This window comes from Streptomyces sp. NBC_00249, from assembly GCF_026342355.1.
In the GTDB taxonomy this organism is placed as follows: Bacteria; Actinomycetota; Actinomycetes; order Streptomycetales; family Streptomycetaceae; genus Streptomyces.
In genome coordinates this window covers 459,938-477,407 of sequence record NZ_JAPEMV010000006.1, presented here as the reverse complement: position 1 = coordinate 477,407, position 17,470 = coordinate 459,938, and the positions used below count along the sequence as shown (strand labels likewise).

The window sequence follows — 17,470 nt, the reverse complement described above, 5'->3', positions numbered from 1 at the left end:
TGGCTCAGGGGTGTTGCGTGATCACGAACGATCTGTGACCGGCTGGTTAAGCGTCGATCTGGTCGGTTTCGCCCAGTTTTCCAGTTGATTTCCCTTGTGGCCCGCAGGCTCCGCCGCATCCGTCGCCCGTGTCACTGCTGCCCGACGCGGCCCGGCTGGAGGCTCTTGGTGAAGAGCACGCCGCCCCCCTGGCGGCGCAGCCGGACGGTCAGCTCGCCGCTGTCCCCGTCGATCTCGACCTCGCCGTAGTACGGGGGGTTCTCGGCCGGGGACATGTTGGCGACCGGCGCCGACTGGACGTACTCCGTCCGCGGGCCGAAGGTGGCGTCGAGCCGCCCGGCCGGGAACGCGCCCGCGCCGACGGGGCCGGAGACGAACTCCCAGAACGGCGCGAAGTCACCGAAGGCCGCGCGCTCGGGCGCGTAGTGGTTGGCGGCGGTGTAGTGGACGTCGGCGGTGAGCCAGAGGGTGCCGGTGATGTGCTGGTGCTTGATGTGGCGCAGGAGTTCGGCGATCTGGAGCTCGCGGCCGAGCGGGGCCCCCGGGTCGCCCTGGGCGACGGCCTCGAAGTTCGTGGCGCCGTCGGCGACGACGATGCCCAGCGGCATGTCGGCGGCGATGACCTTCCAGGTGGCGCGGGAACGCGAGAGCTCCCGCTTCAGCCAGGCCAGCTGCTCGGTGCCGAGGATGCCGACCGGGTCCTCGGTCTGACGGCCGGGGGAGTTGGCGTCGCGGTAGGTGCGCATGTCGAGGACGAACACGTCGAGCAGCGGGCCGTGGCGCAGCACCCGGTACATCCGCCCCTCGGCGCGGCCGCCCCGCAGGTCGGTGACGGGGAAGTACTCGCCGAAGGCCTGGCGGGCGCGGGCGGCGAGGGTGTCGGCGTCCTTGACGGTGTACCGCGGGTCGTCGATCAGCTGGCCGGGGTACCAGTTGTTGCGCACCTCGTGGTCGTCCCACTGGGCGAGGACGGGCACCTGGGCGTAGAAGTCGCGCAGGTTGCGGTCGAGCAGGTTGTAGCGGAAGTTCCCGCGGAACTCGGCGAGGGTCTCGGCGACCTTCGACTTCTCCTCGGTGGTCACGTTGTGCCAGATGCGCCCGTCGGGCAGTGCCACCGACGCCTGGATCGGGCCGTCCGCGTAGATCGTGTCACCGCTGAAGAGGAAGAAGTCGGGGTCGCGCAGCCGCATCTCGTCGAAGACGCGGTAGCCGCCGAGCTCGGGGTTGATGCCCCAGCCCTGCCCGGCCAGGTCCCCGGACCACAGGAAGCGCACGTCGTGGCGGCGGGAGACGGGTGTGGTGCGGAACGTGCCGCGCACCGGCTCGCTCGTGCGGCGCGGGTCGTCGGGGTCGGTGAGCACGACCCGGTAGTGGATCTGCCGGCCCGGCGGCAGGTCGCGCAGGGTCGCCGTGCCGGTGTAGTCGGTGGCGGGGCCGAGGAAGGGGCCGTCGTGGCGGCGGACGCCGTAGCGGAACGATTCGCTCGGGGAGGTCTCGACGGACATCCGGGCCGGCCGGTCGGAGCGCGTCCACACGGTCGCCGAGTGAGCGGTGATCTCACCGGACTGGGCCCCCCAGAGGGCGGAGGGGCGCCCGGAGCGGGTGAAGGCAGGGGCTCCGGCCGAGGCCGCCAGGGCGGGCGCGGCGAACGCGGTGGACAGGGCGAGCCCCAGGGGGACGGCGAGCGAGCCGCCGAGCAGGGACCGTCGGGTGTGCGGCAGGGGTGCCATCGGTGCTTCTCCAGGGGCCGGCGGGGGTGGGCCGGACCAGTGTGCCGCCGCACACCGGACCGGCCGCGTCGCCCACGCGAACCGCGGATGAACAGCCGTCAGCAGGTCATGGGCGTTCGGCGGTTGGGTGTGCCGGCGCTTGTGCCGAGGAGGAAGCGGTGTCGGAGTCGTGAGCGGGGCAGGTGCTGTGGGTGGTGTCGAGGATGACGCGGGTCACGAGCGCCGGGTCGTCGTTCATCGGTACGTGGCCGCAGTCCGGGAGCCGCACCAGCCGCGCCCCGGGGACGGTGTACTTGGCGCGCACGCCCTGGCGGCGCAGCAGCAGCCGGTCGCGGCTGCCCCAGGCGATCGTGACGGGCACGTCCGGTACGTCCTCGGTGAACCGTACGGAGCCCCCCGCGGCCAGCGTCGCCTCGAAGCCGGTCGCCTCCCGCAGGGCGAGGGTCTCCGCGACCACGGCCTGCGGCGACCGGTGCGCGGGGTGGGCGTAGATGGTGCCCGTGAGCGCGGCCCGGCCGGGGGCGCTGCGGGAGAGCCGCTCCAGGGCGGGCCGGGGCAGCGCCCGGGCGCCCGCGCGCAGGGCGCGGAGCGCGGTGAAGGCGTAGCGGCGCTCGCCCTCCGTCCAGAACCCGGCCGGGGAGAGGGCGGTCACCGAGCGGGCCAGGCCGACGCGGCCCATCTCCAGCGCGAGCAGCCCGCCGAGGGAGTTGCCCGCGACGTGCGGATGCTCCACGCCGAGCGCCGAGCAGAGTGCGCCGAGCGCCCGGACGACGGTGGAGAGGTCGTAGGGGACGCCCGCCGGCAGCGGGCCGGAGGCGCCGAATCCGGGCAGGTCGACGGCGATGACGTCGTGGGTGGCGGCCAGGATGCCGGTCACCGGGTGCCAGGCCTGGAGGTGGTGGCCTATGCCGTGCAGCAGGAGGAGCGGTTCGCCGGCGCCCTTGCGCTCATGGGCGACGGTGGCGGTGCGGGGGCCCAGCGGCGAATCGATCGTGAAGGAGACCGTGGCGGTCATGCTGCTCCTCGTCGGGGGACGCGTGTGAGACGGGCCGTCAGTAATGACTGCCCCATGATTACCGCCCGGTAGTCCCCGGCGACAACCCTCCCTCGCGCCTCCCGTGCCCTCGCCGAAGCCTTCCGGACGCTTTGCGGCACCTTTCGGACGCGTCCCGGACGTCTTCCCGCCGAAGGGCGGGGGAGCGAGAACATCCTGTGAACGGCTTGCTACATATGCCCGATCTGCCCGGCAAAGCGGCGAGGATTGGTCTTGACCAAGGGGGTGCGCCGTCCTATCGTCGCAGGGATAGTGCAGGAACCTTTAATAAACAAAGGCGCGGAACTGCGGCGCGGAACTGCCGCTGGAACTCGGCGATAGCGGCGATTGCAGGAGGAGTCAGGGTGGGGACCACGCAGCTCGAATCGGTGCCGGAGCCGAAGTACTGGCACCTCAAGAACGTGCTCAGCGAGGCGCTCGACCAGGACTTCGCCGTGGGCGAGGTCCTGCCCAACGAGCGCGAGCTCGCCGCACGCTTCGGAGTCGCCCGCGCCACCCTGCGCCAAGCCCTGGAGCAGCTCGAACTCGAAGGCCGCCTGCAGCGCCGCCGCGGCGTCGGCACCACCGTCGCCCCGCCGCGCGTGGGCGTCGCCGTCGGCAGCGCGCAGCACAGCTGGCCCGCCGAGAGCGCCGACGGCTGGGAGGCCGTGGACGCCGTCGACTGCGTGCCCACCGCCGCCGTCCTCAAGCTCCTCGGCACCGCCGCCGGCCAGCCCGTCCACACCGTCCGGCGGACCCGCGTCACCCAGGGCCAGGCCGTCGCCGCCGAGCTGCTCTACGTGCCCGCAGCGTCCGTGCCGGGGCTCTCCGCCATCGACGCCCCCGCCGGGCCCGCGCGGGCCCGCGCCGTCCTGCGGGAACTCCAGCGGCTCGCGCTCGACGGGCAGGACCGCTCGGTCGAGCTGGGCTCCGCCCGCGCCGACGACGCCAAGGAGCTGGACCGCCTGCCCGGCGCCCCTGTCCTCCTCGTGACCACCCGCTACTTCACCGCCGAGGGCACCGCCGCCGTCTCCGTGGCCACGTACCGCGCCGACACCTGCCGCCTCACCTTCGGCGACTCGGGCGTCGAGATCACCGAAACCCGCGCGGCCTCCTGACCCCGAACCCCACCCGGAACCCCACCCGCTGCCCCTTCCGCCCCGCCCGGGCGCGAGGGGCAGCGTCCGTGTGCGCTCCGGGTCCGGGAACGAGTCCTCGTCGAGGTGGTCGCAGGTCGTGAGGCCTTCGTGGAACACCCACGCGTCATGCGTGAGCCCGTGGTTCCGCCGGGCGATGGGGCCCGGGCGGAACCGACGGAGTCACCGGGCGGTGACCGTTTTCTCCACCGCGAACAGTTCTTCCTCCACGTGGTCCAGCGCCAGCCGCAGCGCCCCCGTGGCCACCGCGGCCTCACCGAGCAGGGAGAGCGCCACCCTCGGCGGGCGCAGGCAGTAGCGCTCCAGCTCGCGGCGCAGCGGGTCCAGGACCCCGTCCAGGCCGGCCGCCCAGCCCCCGACCACCACCACTTCCGGGTCCATCGCCAGGACCAGCGCGGCCACGTCGTGCACCAGCCGCTGGAGGAACCGCTCCACGGCGGCCACCGCACCCGCGTCGCCCTGCTTGGCCATGGCGAACACCTCGGCCACCGCCGGCTCGTCCAGGGGGTGCAGCGGCTCGCCCGTGGTCGACAGCAGCCGCTCCGGGGTGACCTCGCGGCCCAGCAGGTGCAGTGCGCCGATCTCGCCCGCCGCACCACCGAAGCCACGGTGCAGCCTGCCGCCGATCAGGGAGCCCGCGCCCGGGCTGAGCCCGGCCATCACGAACACCATGTCGTCGATGCCCCGCGCCGCGCCCTTCCAGTTCTCGGCGACCGCCGCCGCGTTGGCGTCGTTCTCGACCTGTACCGGGCAGCGGAACGAACGCCGCAGCCGCTCCCCGAGCGGTAGCCCCGTCCAGCCGGGCAGCGCCGTGCCGAGCCGGACCGTGCCGTCCGCCTCGACGATCCCGGGGCTGCCGACACCGACGGCCCGCAGGGAGTCCCGGGGCACCCCGGCCCGGCGCAGCAGATCGGCGACGGCCGCCCTGACGCGCTCCAGCCGTTCGTCGGCCGACGCGGTCTCCGCGACGTCCTTGGTCCCGGCTCCGATGACCCGGCCGTCCAGCCCGGACAGCAGTACCGCGATCCGGTGCGAGCCGATCTCTATGCCCAGCAGGTGCCCGGCCTCGGCACGGAAGCGGAACCGGCGTGCCGGCCGCCCCTGCCTCCGCGCGCCTTCCTCCGCTTCGGCCTCGACCACCAGCCCGGTGCCCATCAGCCCTTCCACCACCCCCTCGACCGTCGGCCGGGAAAGCCCGGTCGCGCGGGTGAGGTCGGTGAGGGTCGGCGATTCGGCCGCCCGCAGTGCTCGCAGCACCACGGCCGAATTGATCCGCCGGAGCAGAGAAGGATCCCCGCCGGTCAGCTGCCCCAACGTGTGTCCTCCCAGCTAGCGGCCCTGTCAGCCGGATCGTACTGCCCTCTCGCCGCAGCTGCGAGAAGCGGCCCCCCATCGGTCGGAATCAGCCCGTCCCCTCAGGCCGGGGAAACGAATCCGGACTCGTACGCCGTGATCACCGCCTGGGTGCGGTCGCGCGCCCCCAGCTTGCCCAGAATCGCGCTGACGTGTGACTTCACCGTCTCCGTGCCGACGATCAGCTCGCCCGCGATCTCCACGTTGGTCAGCCCGCGCGCCATCAGCCGCAGCACGGCCTCCTCGCGCTCCGTCAGCGCGGCCCGCTCCAGGACCGCGCGCGCCTGCCGGTTCCCGTACTCCGCGGCCAGGGCCCGTACGGCCGCGGGGAAGAGCAGAGTCTCGCCCTCCGCCACCAGCCGCACCGCGTGCACGATCTCCGAGGGCCGGGCCCGCTTCAGCAGGAAGCCGTCCGCGCCGGCGCGGAGCGCCTGGTAGACGTACTCGTCGTTCTCGAAGGTCGTGACCACGAGGATCTTCGGAGGGGAGTCGACCGAGCGCAGGACCGCGCGGGTCGCTTCGATCCCGTCGAGCAGCGGCATCCGCACGTCCATCGCCACCACGTCCGGCCGCAGCTGGCGTACGAGGGGGATGACGGAGGCTCCGTCGGCCGCCTCGCCCACCACCTCGATGTCGGGCTGGGAGTCCAGGACGGCGCGCAGACCCGCGCGCACCAGGGGTTCGTCGTCGACGAGCAGTACGGTAACCGGCATCCGGTCAGCGTATTCGGTCCAGCGGAAGCCGGGCGCGCACCCGCCAATCACCCTCGTGGGGGCCGGTTTCGGCCTCTCCGCCGAGCAGCGCGGCCCGCTCGCGCATCCCGCGCAGCCCGCTCCCGCCGCCCGACATGACGGAGGGGCCCTCCGGCAGCGGGTTCGTCACCTCCAGATCCAGCCGTCCGCCGGCCACGCCCACCCTCACCCGGACGGGAACGGGCCCGCAGTGGCGCAGCACGTTGGTCAGGGCCTCCTGCAGGATCCGGTACCCCTCCCGGGTGACCGGTCCGGGCAACTTCTCCAGCGGGCCCGTCAGTTGCGCGTCCACCGCCGCCCCCGAGGCCCGCGCCGACTCCAGCAGCCGGTCCGCTTCCGCCAGCGTCGGCCGCTGGGACGGCTGCTGCGACGATTCGCGCAGCACCAGCAGGACCCGCTCCAGATCCTCCAGCGCGGCCCGGCCCGTCTCCTCGATGGCGCTCAGCGCGCGGTCGGTGAACGCGGGGTCCGCGGCCGCCCGCGCCGCGCCCGCCTGGACGACCGCCACGGTCAGCGCGTGCCCGATGGAGTCGTGCAGTTCCCGCGCGATGCGGGTGCGCTCCAGCAACTGCTCCGTGCGCGCTTCCAGTGCCGTCAGCCGCTCGGCGGCCGAAGGCCCGAGGAGCCTCCGGGCGATCGAGGTGATCAGCTCCCCGAGCAGGACCACGACGACGATCAGCACGAGCAGCGGCACCGGCGCGAGCAACGCCGCCACCCACCGCGCCGGGGTGAAGGGGATGGCCCACTCCGCGGTCAGGGGGGGGTGCCCGAGCGCGGTGGCGATCAGGTCGACGGACATCACCGGGAGCGAGACCGTCGCGAACATGGCGGCCCCCGCGACGACCAGCCGTATCTCCAGCCACAGCAGGGTCCGCCACCGGTCGCTCCAGCGGGCCGACGGCAGGGTGCTGATCCCGCTGTCCTCCGGGCCCTGGTCCTGCGGGGTCAGCAGGAACTGCGCCTGGAGCCCCTCGGCGAGCCGCACCCACGGGACGAAGCCGAACGGTATGACGATCAGCAGCGGCATCCACGGCGAGCGCGGGTTGATGAACATCCACAGCGCGAGGAGCAGCAGCGGCACGCACAGGTGCAGCCAACGCGAGTACGTCACCGGCCGGAACGGGGCTCGGAGCAGTTGGTTCATGCCTCCATCCTGGCAGGAGGCGGTCCGCCCCCGTCTCCCCCACGTGGGGGAGACGACACCCTCGCACGGGGGAGGAAGGAGGGGCGGGCCGACGGCGAGTCTTGAGCCATGAACCGCATCGAGATCCACGAACTGACCAAGGACTACGGCACCCACCGCGCCGTGGACCACCTCACCTTCGACGTCCTGCCCGGCCGGGTCACCGGCTTCCTGGGGCCCAACGGCGCCGGCAAGTCCACCACCCTGCGCATGCTGCTCGGCCTGGACCGGCCGACCGCCGGCACCGCCACCATCGGCGGGAGCCGGTTCACCGACCTCCAGAGCCCGCTGCGCCAGGTCGGGGCCCTGCTCGACCCCCAGGCGGCCCACGGCGGCCGCAGGGCCCGCGACCACCTCCTCGCGCTCGCCGTCAGCAACGGCATTCCCGCCTCCCGGGTGGAGGCGGTACTGGAGCAGGCCGGGCTGGCGGCGGTCGCCCGGCGCCGCGTCGGCACCTTCTCGCTCGGCATGCGCCAGCGCCTGGGCATCGCCGCCGCGCTGCTGGGGGATCCGGGAGTCCTGCTGCTGGACGAGCCGACCAACGGACTGGACCCCGAGGGCATCATCTGGATCCGCGAGCTGATGCGCGGCCTCGCCGCCGAGGGGCGCACGGTCCTCGTCTCCAGTCATCTGATGGCCGAGTCCGCCGCGTTCGTCGACCACCTCGTCGTGCTGGGGCAGGGGAAGCTGCTCGCCGACAGCCCGATGGGGGAGTTCATCGACGCCCGCAGCACCCCCAGGGTGCGGCTGCGCACCTCGGAGCCCGCGCGCCTGGAAGCCGCCCTGGCCCGGGAAGGCTTCGAGATGGCCTCCACCGAGGACGGGCGCTGGACCGTGGACGGCATACGGGCCGAGCGGATCGGAGCCCTGGCCGCCCGCGAAGGCATCCCCGTGCTGGAACTCGCCGACGAACGGGCCTCGCTGGAGCAGGCCTATCTCGATCTGACCGCCGACCGCAGCCCCTTCTCCGCCACCGCCGCCTGACAACTCCGATGGGAGCCACTGCCATGACCGCCGCCGCCCTGCCCACCCTTCCCGTCCTGCGTTCGGAATGGATCAAGATACGGTCCGCCCGTGCCGTCCTCGCCTCCCTCATATCGGTCTTCGCCGCCACCGTCGGCGTGACCGTCCTCACCGCCGCAGCGATCGGGACCTCCGAGCCCGGAGCCCTGGGGGAGGACCGGCTGCTCGGGGCCTTCTTCGGGATCAACTTCGGGCAGATAGCCGCAGTGGCGTTCGGCGCCACCGCCTTCGCCGGGGAATTCCGCGACGGAGCCCTGCGGGTCTCGCTGACCGCCGTGCCCAACCGGACCAGGCTGTACCTGTCCAAGGTGACCGCGGTCGCCGGAGTCGCCTTCGTGGTCGGCCAGATCACCGGGCTCGTCACCTTCCTCGCCGGGCAGGCCTTCATGGGGGAGTACGCCCTCGCCCCCGGGGACCCGGGGACGCTGCGGGCCGTGTTCGGCAGCGGGGTCTACCTGACGCTGATCGCCCTGCTGGCGGCCGGTCTGACCGCTCTGGTGCGCAGCGGCGCCCTCGTCATGGGCCTGCTCATACCCCTCCTGCTGATCGTTCCGTTCGTGGTCGGTCAGGTGGTCGGTGGGGCCGGGCAGTTCATGCCGGACCGGGCCGGGCAGATGGTGATGCGGCTGGAGGCCGAGGGATCCCTCGGGCCCTGGACCGGGCTCGCGGTGGCCGGGCTGTGGGCCCTCGCGGCACTGGCCGCCGGGTGGTTCGCCGTACGGCGCCGGGACGCCTGACACCGGGCCAGTTGTCAGTGGCCGCGCGGATACTGACGGCATGACCACGGCAGAGCATCTCGACCTGATCGACCGGTTGCGGGCCCAGGCGTTCGTGGACAGACCGGTCCGGCTCGGCGCACACAGCAGTGGCCCCGGCTACCACCTGGTCCGGCTCGACGGTACGGGGGACTTCTGGGAGGACGACGGATCGGGGCGGGCCGAGGCGGCAGGGCAGATCAGTGCCGAGTACGCCGCTCTCGTCCAGGCGCTGACCATCCGCTGGGGGGCGCCGGACGTCTTCCCCGTGGTGTCCCCGGCGCGGCGCGGGACCGAGGGGGCGGAACTGGAGGAGCCATGGGAGGAGCTAGGCAACAGCGCCGACCACGTGCACCTGTGGCGGACCGGAGACCGGTGGCTGGTGGTCTGCGCGGCGCGGTGGGGCGAGGAGGGCCCCCACGACCTGATGGCGGCCGTCACGGTCACGGACCCACCCTGACCGCCCTTGCCGCAGGGCGGCCGGGGCGGTCAGGGGCCGGGCGGCGGTTGCGCGGCCGCGCGGAGGCGGGCGTACTCCTCGGCCATGGAGGCGGCGGTCCAGTGGGCGTTGAGACCGCTCGGGTTGGGCAGGGCCCAGATGCGGGTGCTGCCGATGGTGCGGTCCTGCGGGCCGATCGTGGCCTTCTTCTCGCCGAACGGCGACTGGCTCGGCACTGACGGTGATCTGCCCTCGCAGCGTCCGCCGGCTCGGGGCACCCGGGGACAGGGCACGGGAGGCGGGGCTTACGTGGCATAGGGGGACCAACTCCTTCCCGGAGGCGTGGATACGATCAGTAAGCGTCCGCTAGGGGCGAACACGGCGGTAGTTCCGCAGTTCAACGGGGTCGTGATTTCGGCGGTCAGTGAGGGGCTTGCCTTCGACGATCCAGGATCTCGGGTCCACCAATGGCATCGAGGTAGACGGATGACCCACCACCCGCGCTAACGTCCCGGTCAGCGCGCATCCGCAACCGACGTGACGGAGGGTCCGCACATGGCGACCGACTACAGCACTCCCGTATTGGACATCCGATGCGGCGGGTTCCGCATGACTCTTCAGCGCGTCCCTGTAAGGCTCTTGACTGGCCTGGTGACCCTCGGCGGGTCTGCGCTCACTGCTTGGTTGACGACCCGCTAGAACGGCGTCCCAGCGGCCCCGAAGTCCTGGCGCGTCTTGAGCCGGTGGCACGGACGGGAGAGCGGTTGGGGCTGAACGTTTGGCGCTAAGGGCCAGGTTGGGCGGCTAGGCACAGCGTAGTCATCACATGCGACTTGCTACGGCTTGCGAACGGCTACAGTCTCGGCAGTGACGGTGATCCGCCCCTCCAGCGTCCGCCGGCCGGGTCAGTTCGGGGCACCCGGGTACAGAGCACGGGGGCCGTTATCTGCGGGACATGGAAACCCTCACATGTCGCGGTCGGTAGTGCTTCCTTGACGCTGCGTCATGAGATCATGCGTGCGTGTCGGCAGGGTGCCGCGCGAAGGGAGCAGGGAACATGGCGGACAGCACGGAGAACAAGACCGAGCCTGAGGCAAGGTGGCTCCCGCCTGAGCCGAGTGACCCCGAGTCTGCTGACCACTGTATGGGGCGAGTGCAGAAGATCGATCTCAGCACTAACAAGGTTTTGGTAATGCCGCCCGAGGGCGACTTGTTGGATCTCACGGTCGTCAACCCCCTCGAACGCCCGCTGCTCAAGCGCATGAAGATCGGGCAATACATCGGGTACAAGCATGCGGCCGGCCCGGATGGCCACGTGATCCACAGCATCAACATGAACCCGGCCTAAGGGCCGACTCGGCGTAGCGCCAACACGAACGGGTCGGGTTGGTTGCGTCCCGTCAGAACGGTGCGCTGACGCGCCCGAAGTTCTCGCGCGTCTTGAGTCGATGGCACGGACGGCAGAGCGGTTGAACGTTCCCGTCCGTGTCCGTCCCTCCGAGCGTCAAGCCCTCACCGACATGGTGGGGGCTTTCGCATGTTCGCAGGTCAGGCAGCCAACATCGCATGCAGGTCGCTACGGCTTGCGAAGGCGGTGCGGTAGGCGGTGACGCCGACCACGGCCAGCCACTCGGGGCGCAGGCGTTCCACCTTCGCCGTCAGGAGCCGGCCGCCCTCGCGGAACTCCTCGGCGCCGAGTTCGTCGGCGCGGGCGGTGGCCCGGGCCACGACGTTGGTGATGCCGAGCCCGTACCGCAGCAGTTCCTCCTGCTCCTGCGGCGCCAGCCGGCGCGGGGTGAAGCCCGACAGGTGGAGCACCGGCCAGAAACGGTTGCCGGGGCGGGCGAAGTGGTGGCCCGTCGCGGCGGAGAGGAGACCCGGATTGATCCCGCAGAACAGCACACGCAGACCGCCCGCGACCACGTCCGGGAGGACGCGGTCACGGGCGGCTTCGAGCTCCTCGGGGGTCAGAGGATCGACCCCGGCGCGTACCCGGCGGCCTCCGGGTGCTCCTTGGCGATCGCCTCGATCCGCGCGACCACGGTCGCCACCTGGTCACCCGCCGCACCGGTGAAGGACAGCTTGTCGGCCATCAGCGCGTCCAGCTGCGCACGGTCGAGCGGCATCCGCTCGTCGGCGGCCAGCTTGTCCAGCAGCTCATTGCGCTCGGCGCCCTGCTCGCGCATCGCGAGCGCGGAGGCCACCGCGTGCTCCTTGATGACCTCGTGCGCGGCCTCGCGGCCCACACCGGCCCGCACTGCACCCATCAGCACCTTGGTGGTGGCGAGGAACGGCAGGTAGCGGTCCAGCTCGCGGGCCACGACGGCCGGGAAGGCGCCGAACTCGTCGAGGACCGTCAGGAAGGTCTCCAGCAGCCCGTCGAACGCGAAGAACGCGTCGGGCAGGGCCACCCGGCGGACGACGGAGCAGGAGACGTCGCCCTCGTTCCACTGGTCGCCGGCCAGCTCGCCGGTCATCGAGGCGTAGCCCCGCAGGATGACCATCAGGCCGTTCACACGCTCGCAGGAGCGGGTGTTCATCTTGTGCGGCATCGCCGAGGAGCCGACCTGGCCGGGCTTGAAGCCCTCGGTGACCAGCTCGTGCCCGGCCATCAGCCGGATCGTCTTCGCGATCGACGACGGGGCGGCGGCCAGCTGCACCAGCGCGGTCACCACGTCGTAGTCGAGCGAGCGCGGGTAGACCTGGCCGACCGAGGTGAAGGCCTGCGCGAAGCCGAGGTGCGCGGCGATGCGCTGCTCGAGGTCGGCCAGCTTGGAGGTGTCGCCGCCCAGCAGGTCCAGCATGTCCTGGGCGGTGCCGACCGGGCCCTTGATGCCGCGCAGCGGGTAGCGGCCGAGGAGGTTCTCCAGGCGGTCGTAGGCGACCAGCAGCTCGTCGGCGGCGGTCGCGAAACGCTTGCCCAGCGTGGTCGCCTGCGCGGCGACGTTGTGGGAGCGGCCGGCCATGACCAGCTCGGCGTGCTCGCCGGCCAGCTTGCCGAGGCGGGCCAGGACGGCGACCGTACGGTCCCGGGCCAGTTCCAGCGAGAGGCGGATCTGGAGCTGCTCGACGTTCTCGGTGAGGTCGCGCGAGGTCATGCCCTTGTGGACGTGCTCGTGACCGGCGAGGGCGTTGAACTCCTCGATCCGGGCCTTCACGTCGTGCCGGGTGACCTTCTCGCGCTCGGCGATGGAGGCGAGGTCGACCGTCTCCAGGACGCGCTCGTAGTCGGCGAGGGCGGCGTCCGGGACCTCGATGCCGAGGTCCTTCTGGGCACGCAGCACGGCGAGCCACAGCCGCCGCTCCAGCGTCACCTTGTACTCGGGGGACCACAGGACGGCGAGCTCCGCAGAGGCGTAGCGGCCGGCCAGGACATTGGGGATGCGGGGCTTGGCTGTCACGTGGAGGGATTCTACTTGGGCCGGGGCTGTGCGTTTACGCAGGTAGGGGCGCCGCCCGTGATTGTGCCTTGCTACGAGAGCGGCGCGCCCCCGTAGGGCAGCAGCTCGGGACGCTTGGCGGGACGGCCGTCCCCCGAGGAACGGCCCGTCAGACGGCGGCCGATCCAGGGCAGCAGATGGCGGCGCGCGAAGCGCAGGTCCTCGGCCCGGCGGACCGGCCAGCCGGGGGCCGTCGCGGGCGGCAGCGCGGCCCGCCAGTCCTCCTCCGGGGGCAGTCCGAGGGCCTGCCAGACGGCCTCCGCGACCCGGCGGTGGCCCTCGGCGGTCAGGTGCAGCCGGTCGACGTCCCACATGCGCGGGTCCCCGAGCACGGGAGCCCCGTAGAGGTCCACCAGCAGGGCCCCGTGCCGGGCGGCGAGCTCTTCGAGGATCCCGAAGAGCTCCTCCATGCGCGGCCGGAAACGTTCCATCACGGGACCGTCGCGGCCCGGTGAGCGCATCAGCACCAGGTGCTCGCAGGAGGGTGCCAGCAGGGCCACGGCCTCCTCCAGGTGTCCGCGCACCCTGCCCATGTCCACCTTGGGCCGCAGGGCGTCGTTCAGCCCGCCCACCAGGGTCACCACGTCCGCGCCCATCGCGGCGGCCGCGGGCGCCTGGTCCCCGGCGATCTGGCCGATGAGCTTCCCGCGCACCGCGAGGTTCGCGTAGCGGAAGCCCGGCTCGCGCGCCGCGAGCCGCTCGGCCAGCAGGTCGGCCCAGCCCCGGTAGGAGCCGTCCGCGAGCAAGTCGGACATGCCCTCGGTGAAGGAGTCGCCGACCGCGACAAAACTGGTGTAAGAGGCATTCATCTCCATGGCGGAGTGATGTTACCGCGCGGTACCCCCGCCCCGCAGGGCCGGGGACCGCACGGCCGCGGCCTCAGGCGGAGGCGGACCTGCCGAACAGTTCGCGCAGTACGTCCTCCATCGTCACCAGCCCCGTCATGGCCCCGTCGGCGCCGAGGACCGCCGCAAGGTGCGTACGGCTGCGCCGCATCGCGGTCAGTACGTCGTCCAGCGGGGTGTCCGCCCGCACCTGCGCGATGGGGCGCAGCGCGGACGCCGGGAAGGGCTCGTCCCGCTCGGTCGCGTCCAGGGTGTCCTTGACGTGCAGGTAGCCGAGGATCCCGTGCTGGGCGTCGACCACCGGGAAGCGGGAGTACCCCGACTCGGCCGACAGCCGCTCCAGCCCGGCCGGAGTGATGCCCTCGCGGGCCCGGACCACCCGGTCCGCGGGCAGCACCACATCGGTGACCGGCCGCCGCCCCAGCCCCAGGGCGTCGTACAGCCGCTCGCTCGCGCGGTCGTCGATGAGCCCGGCGGCGCTGGAGTCCTTGACGATCCGGGCCAGCTCGTCGTCCGAGAAGGTCGCCGCGACCTCGTCCTTCACCTCCACCCGCAGCAGCCGCAGCAGGGCGTTCGCGAAGGCGTTGATCGCGAAGATCACCGGCTTCAGCGCCCGCGTCAGCGCCACCAGCGGCGGCCCCAGCAGCAGCGCGGTCCGCACGGGCTCCGACAGCGCCACGTTCTTCGGCACCATCTCGCCGAACAGCATGTGCAGGTACGTCGCCAGCGACAGCGCGACGACGAAGGAGATCGCGTGCGTCAGGCCGCCGGGCACCCCGAAGAATTCGAAGACGGGGGTCAGCAGGTGCGCGATCGCCGGCTCGGCCACCACACCGAGCACCAGGGTGCACAGGGTGATGCCCAGCTGCGCCGCCGCCATCAGCGCCGACACGTGTTCCAGGCCCCACAGGACCGCCCGGGCCCGCCGGTCGCCCTGCTCCGCGTACGGCTCGATCTGGCTGCGGCGTACCGAGATCATGGCGAACTCGGCGCCGACGAAGAAGGCGTTCACGACCAGGGTCGCCAACCCGATCAGCAGCTGGATCGCGGTCATCGGTGCTCCTCCGTACGCTCGTCACCGGACGGGCCGGCCGGTGCGTGCAGCAGCACGCGGGCGGCCCGGCGCCCGGAGGCGTCCACCACGTCCAGGCGCCAGCCGTCCAGCTCCAGGCTGTCGCCGACGGCCGGGATCCGGCCCAGCTCGGTGGCTATCAGCCCGGCCAGGGTCTCGTAGGGGCCGTCCGGCACCCGCAGGCCGATCTGCCGGAGCTGATCGGTGCGCGCGGCGCCGTCGGCGGAGTAGAGGGCCCGTCCGGACTCGTCCGTCCCGGCCGGGGCCAGGTCGGAGGTCTCGTGCGGGTCGTGCTCGTCGCGCACCTCGCCGACGACCTCCTCGACGATGTCCTCCAGCGTGGCCACGCCGGCCGTGCCGCCGTACTCGTCGATCACCACGGCCATCGTCTGCTTCCCGGACAGCCGGTCCAGCAGCCGGTCCACGGTCAGCGACTCGGGTACGAGGAGGGGCTCGCGCAGCAGCTGCGACACCGGATGGCGGTGCCGTTCCTCGGCGGGCAGGGCCAGTACGTCCTTGATGTGGACGGTGCCGACGACGGTGTCGAGGCTGCCCCGGTAGACCGGGAAGCGCGACAGGCCGGTCGCCATGGTCGCGTTCGCCACGTCCTCGGCGGTGGTCTGCACGTCGAGGGCGGTGACCTGCACGCGCGGGGTCATCACGTTCTCGGCGGTGAGGTCCGCCAGGTTCAGGGTCCGCACGAACAGCTCGGCGGTGTCCTTCTCCAGCGCGCCCGCCTTCGCGGAGTGCCGGGCCAGGGCCACCAGCTCCTGGGGGCTGCGCGCGGACGCCAGCTCCTCGGTCGGCTCCATGCCGAACCGGCGGACCATGTGGTTCGCGGTGGTGTTCAGGTGGCTGATCAGGGGCCGGAAGGCACGGCTGAACACGCGCTGCATGGTGGCCACCCGCTTGGCGACCGCCAGCGGCGAGGAGATCGCCCAGTTCTTCGGCACCAGCTCGCCGACGACCATCAGGACCACCGTCGACAGCGCCGTACCGAGCACCAGGGCAGTGGAGGAGGCGGCGCCGGACGACAGGCCCATCGCCTCGAAGGGGCCCTGGAGCAGGGCGGCGATCGACGGTTTGGAGATCATGCCGATGACCAGGCCGGTCACGGTGATGCCGAGCTGCGCCCCGGAGAGCTGGAACGTCAGGCTGCGGACCGCCGCCAGGGCGCTGTCGGCGCCGCGCTCACCGCGCTCGACGGCTCCTTCGAGCTCGCTGCGCTCGATGGTGGTCAGCGAGAACTCGGCCGCGACGAAGGCCCCGCAGGCAAGACAGAGCAGCAGCGCCACGACGAGCAGGAGCACTTCGGTCATCGGTCGTTCACCTCCGTCCCATGATCAGTCAGGAGGAAGGGCGCCGCGCGGTGTCGCCCGCGGGCAAGGCGGGTGCGCCGGGCAGGCCGGGCGCGGCGGGACGGTCGGGGACTGGGAGGCTCGCCCATGGACGGACGCTCACACCTTTCGTCGGAGGGACTGCGGGAGGACTGCGGTGGAACCGCTGCCCCCATGGTAAAGGAAAGGCAAAGGAGATGGATCATCCTTTTGGTGGACCGGTGCGCGGTGATGGGATCCGGACATGAGTGATCTTCATATCGGCCACGCCTCGGCGGCGGACCTGCCCGCCGTTCTGGAGTTCTGGAAGGGCGCCGCCAAGGGCACGAGTATCAGCGACGACCTGGCCGGGGTCGAGCGGCTGCACGCCCGCGATCCGCAGGCCCTGCTGCTCGCCCGGCGCGACGGCGAACTCGTCGGCACCGTCGTGGCGGGGTTCGACGGCTGGCGCTGCCACCTCTACCGGCTGGCCGTGCACCCCGGACACCGCAGGCAGGGGATCGGCTCGGCGCTGCTGGCCGCCGCCGAGGAGCGGTTCGAGGCCCTCGGCGGGCGCCGCTCCGACGCGATGGTGCTCGACGGGAACGCCCGGGCGCACGGCGCGTGGGAGGCGTACGGCTACCACCCGCAGGACGCCTGGACCCGCTGGGTCAAGCCGCTGACCGGCTGATCCGCTCCGGCGCTGAGCCGGACGGGTGACGGGCGGGCGGACGGAACACGGAACACGGAACAGGGAGAGCGGGCGCGGATGTGGGGCAAGTGGATCGGCTGCGAAGTGCCGCACGCCGGGCGGGAACGTTTCTCCCTGGCTCAGCGGGCCTGGTCGGTCATGGCCGACCAGCCGGGCCTGGTCGGCCAGGTGGGCGGCTGGGACCCCGCCACCGGAGAGGCCCGGCTCCTGGGGCTCTGGAGCGACCGCGAGGCCTACGAACGCTTCATGCGCGAGCGGCACGACCCCGTCTTCGAGGGCAGCCGACAGCGCGACACGTACACGGCGATCGGGACCGCCACCGGCGAGGTCGTCCTCGGCATGACCGGGGACCTGCCGGACCTGCCCGCGGCCCTACGGGACGCCACCCTGCTGCGGGCCGCCGACTGCCTGGTCCTGCCCGGCCGCGAGCGGCACTTCCTCGACGTGCAGCGCGAGGTGTGGGCCCCGGGCATGGCGGCCGCCGGCGGGATGCTCGCCGGGGCCGTCACCCGGCTCGCCGCGGACCGCTACCTGGTCACCACCCTGTGGTCCGGCGCCGACGCCCACCGCCACTACGCCGACCACCACCTCCCGGACCTGCTGCCCCGGGCGGCCCTCGCCGACCACCTCCGCTCGGTGAGCGGCCACGTCCTGGACCTG

General features: G+C 72.5%; 17 protein-coding genes and 3 pseudogenes. 7 read left to right on the top strand and 13 right to left on the bottom strand.

Annotated elements, in window-relative coordinates:
- Positions 1–131: 131 nt before the first annotated feature.
- Positions 132–1,730 (bottom strand): alkaline phosphatase, encoded by a 1,599-nt coding sequence (locus OOK31_RS26995; protein ID WP_267089943.1) that lies wholly within the window; start codon positions 1,728–1,730, stop codon positions 132–134.
- Between the two features lie 106 nt (positions 1,731–1,836).
- Entirely contained in the window at positions 1,837–2,745 is a 909-nt protein-coding gene (locus OOK31_RS26990; RefSeq protein WP_267089942.1) for an alpha/beta fold hydrolase, read from the bottom strand.
- Between the two features lie 383 nt (positions 2,746–3,128).
- Between OOK31_RS26990 and OOK31_RS26985 the strand changes: the two genes are divergently transcribed.
- Positions 3,129–3,881: a GntR family transcriptional regulator gene (locus OOK31_RS26985; protein WP_267089941.1), complete on the top strand. Its 753-nt coding sequence runs from the start codon at positions 3,129–3,131 to the stop codon at positions 3,879–3,881.
- Between the two features lie 201 nt (positions 3,882–4,082).
- Here the strand turns inward: OOK31_RS26985 and OOK31_RS26980 are convergent, their stop codons facing one another.
- The 3 genes from OOK31_RS26980 to OOK31_RS26970 form a co-directional block, all read right to left on the bottom strand.
- The gene (locus OOK31_RS26980) at positions 4,083–5,234 is read right to left on the bottom strand and encodes an ROK family transcriptional regulator (protein WP_267089940.1); all 1,152 of its coding nucleotides are present in this window, start codon (positions 5,232–5,234) and stop codon (positions 4,083–4,085) included.
- 101 nt (positions 5,235–5,335) lie between these two features.
- Positions 5,336–5,986 (bottom strand): response regulator transcription factor, encoded by a 651-nt coding sequence (locus OOK31_RS26975; protein WP_267089939.1) that lies wholly within the window; start codon positions 5,984–5,986, stop codon positions 5,336–5,338.
- Positions 5,987–5,990: 4 nt separating this feature from the next.
- A complete protein-coding gene (locus tag OOK31_RS26970) occupies positions 5,991–7,169 on the bottom strand; it encodes a sensor histidine kinase (RefSeq protein WP_267089938.1) in 1,179 nt (392 codons plus the stop codon).
- 108 nt (positions 7,170–7,277) lie between these two features.
- Between OOK31_RS26970 and OOK31_RS26965 the strand changes: the two genes are divergently transcribed.
- From OOK31_RS26965 to OOK31_RS26955, 3 genes are read left to right on the top strand one after another with little or no spacing between them, the layout of a single operon-like run.
- Positions 7,278–8,192: an ATP-binding cassette domain-containing protein gene (locus OOK31_RS26965; protein ID WP_267089937.1), complete on the top strand. Its 915-nt coding sequence runs from the start codon at positions 7,278–7,280 to the stop codon at positions 8,190–8,192.
- A 23-nt stretch (positions 8,193–8,215) separates the two neighbouring features.
- Positions 8,216–8,968, top strand: a complete 753-nt coding sequence (locus tag OOK31_RS26960) for an ABC transporter permease (RefSeq protein WP_267089936.1) — start codon at positions 8,216–8,218, stop codon at positions 8,966–8,968.
- Between the two features lie 40 nt (positions 8,969–9,008).
- On the top strand, positions 9,009–9,446 hold the full coding sequence (locus tag OOK31_RS26955; protein ID WP_267089935.1) for a hypothetical protein: 438 nt from the start codon (positions 9,009–9,011) through the stop codon (positions 9,444–9,446).
- A 29-nt stretch (positions 9,447–9,475) separates the two neighbouring features.
- Here OOK31_RS26955 and OOK31_RS26950 read toward each other — a convergent pair.
- Positions 9,476–9,652 (bottom strand): annotated as a pseudogene (locus tag OOK31_RS26950) (mismatch-specific DNA-glycosylase); the annotation flags it as partial.
- Positions 9,653–10,482: 830 nt separating this feature from the next.
- Here OOK31_RS26950 and OOK31_RS26945 point away from each other — a divergent pair.
- Positions 10,483–10,773: a hypothetical protein gene (locus OOK31_RS26945; protein WP_267089934.1), complete on the top strand. Its 291-nt coding sequence runs from the start codon at positions 10,483–10,485 to the stop codon at positions 10,771–10,773.
- Between the two features lie 52 nt (positions 10,774–10,825).
- Here OOK31_RS26945 and OOK31_RS26940 read toward each other — a convergent pair whose 3' ends face one another.
- The 6 genes and pseudogenes from OOK31_RS26940 to OOK31_RS26915 form a co-directional block, all read right to left on the bottom strand.
- The gene (locus OOK31_RS26940; RefSeq protein ID WP_267089933.1) at positions 10,826–10,993 is read right to left on the bottom strand and encodes an HNH endonuclease signature motif containing protein; all 168 of its coding nucleotides are present in this window, start codon (positions 10,991–10,993) and stop codon (positions 10,826–10,828) included.
- Between the two features lie 19 nt (positions 10,994–11,012).
- A pseudogene (locus OOK31_RS26935) lies at positions 11,013–11,396 on the bottom strand (mismatch-specific DNA-glycosylase); the annotation flags it as partial.
- Positions 11,393–12,826 (bottom strand): adenylosuccinate lyase, encoded by a 1,434-nt coding sequence (gene purB, locus OOK31_RS26930; protein ID WP_267089932.1) that lies wholly within the window; start codon positions 12,824–12,826, stop codon positions 11,393–11,395. The pseudogene OOK31_RS26935 and the gene purB, both read right to left, overlap by 4 nt.
- A gap of 71 nt (positions 12,827–12,897) precedes the next feature.
- Positions 12,898–13,680 carry an SGNH/GDSL hydrolase family protein gene (locus OOK31_RS26925; protein ID WP_267089931.1) on the bottom strand — a complete coding sequence of 261 codons (783 nt, stop codon included), beginning with the start codon at positions 13,678–13,680 and terminating at the stop codon, positions 12,898–12,900.
- A gap of 64 nt (positions 13,681–13,744) precedes the next feature.
- Positions 13,745–14,764 (bottom strand): hemolysin family protein, encoded by a 1,020-nt coding sequence (locus OOK31_RS26920; protein WP_267089930.1) that lies wholly within the window; start codon positions 14,762–14,764, stop codon positions 13,745–13,747.
- Positions 14,761–16,101, bottom strand: a complete 1,341-nt coding sequence (locus OOK31_RS26915) for a hemolysin family protein (protein WP_267089929.1) — start codon at positions 16,099–16,101, stop codon at positions 14,761–14,763. The genes OOK31_RS26920 and OOK31_RS26915 overlap by 4 nt, the downstream gene beginning before the upstream one ends.
- Positions 16,102–16,363: 262 nt before the next feature.
- Here OOK31_RS26915 and OOK31_RS26910 point away from each other — a divergent pair, with 262 nt between their 5' ends.
- A complete protein-coding gene (locus OOK31_RS26910) occupies positions 16,364–16,789 on the top strand; it encodes a GNAT family N-acetyltransferase (RefSeq protein WP_267089928.1) in 426 nt (141 codons plus the stop codon).
- A gap of 78 nt (positions 16,790–16,867) precedes the next feature.
- Positions 16,868–17,107: pseudogene (locus tag OOK31_RS39580) on the top strand (DUF4937 domain-containing protein); the annotation flags it as partial.
- 75 nt (positions 17,108–17,182) lie between these two features.
- On the opposite strand, the gene OOK31_RS26905 reads toward OOK31_RS39580, so the two are convergent.
- Positions 17,183–17,458: a hypothetical protein gene (locus OOK31_RS26905; RefSeq protein WP_267089927.1), complete on the bottom strand. Its 276-nt coding sequence runs from the start codon at positions 17,456–17,458 to the stop codon at positions 17,183–17,185.
- Positions 17,459–17,470: the final 12 nt, after the last annotated feature.

Coding starts and splice junctions, on each gene's coding strand:
- OOK31_RS26975 (WP_267089939.1), bottom strand. CDS start 5,986: ATGCCGGTTACCGTACTGCTCGTCGACGACGAACCCCTGGTGCGCGCG.
- OOK31_RS26915 (WP_267089929.1), bottom strand. CDS start 16,101: ATGACCGAAGTGCTCCTGCTCGTCGTGGCGCTGCTGCTCTGTCTTGCC.
- OOK31_RS26960 (WP_267089936.1), top strand. CDS start 8,216: ATGACCGCCGCCGCCCTGCCCACCCTTCCCGTCCTGCGTTCGGAATGG.
- OOK31_RS26995 (WP_267089943.1), bottom strand. CDS start 1,730: ATGGCACCCCTGCCGCACACCCGACGGTCCCTGCTCGGCGGCTCGCTC.
- OOK31_RS26990 (WP_267089942.1), bottom strand. CDS start 2,745: ATGACCGCCACGGTCTCCTTCACGATCGATTCGCCGCTGGGCCCCCGC.
- OOK31_RS26955 (WP_267089935.1), top strand. CDS start 9,009: ATGACCACGGCAGAGCATCTCGACCTGATCGACCGGTTGCGGGCCCAG.
- OOK31_RS26920 (WP_267089930.1), bottom strand. CDS start 14,764: ATGACCGCGATCCAGCTGCTGATCGGGTTGGCGACCCTGGTCGTGAAC.
- OOK31_RS26925 (WP_267089931.1), bottom strand. CDS start 13,680: ATGGAGATGAATGCCTCTTACACCAGTTTTGTCGCGGTCGGCGACTCC.
- OOK31_RS26965 (WP_267089937.1), top strand. CDS start 7,278: ATGAACCGCATCGAGATCCACGAACTGACCAAGGACTACGGCACCCAC.
- OOK31_RS26940 (WP_267089933.1), bottom strand. CDS start 10,993: ATGCGATGTTGGCTGCCTGACCTGCGAACATGCGAAAGCCCCCACCAT.
- OOK31_RS26970 (WP_267089938.1), bottom strand. CDS start 7,169: ATGAACCAACTGCTCCGAGCCCCGTTCCGGCCGGTGACGTACTCGCGT.
- OOK31_RS26945 (WP_267089934.1), top strand. CDS start 10,483: ATGGCGGACAGCACGGAGAACAAGACCGAGCCTGAGGCAAGGTGGCTC.
- OOK31_RS26910 (WP_267089928.1), top strand. CDS start 16,364: ATGAGTGATCTTCATATCGGCCACGCCTCGGCGGCGGACCTGCCCGCC.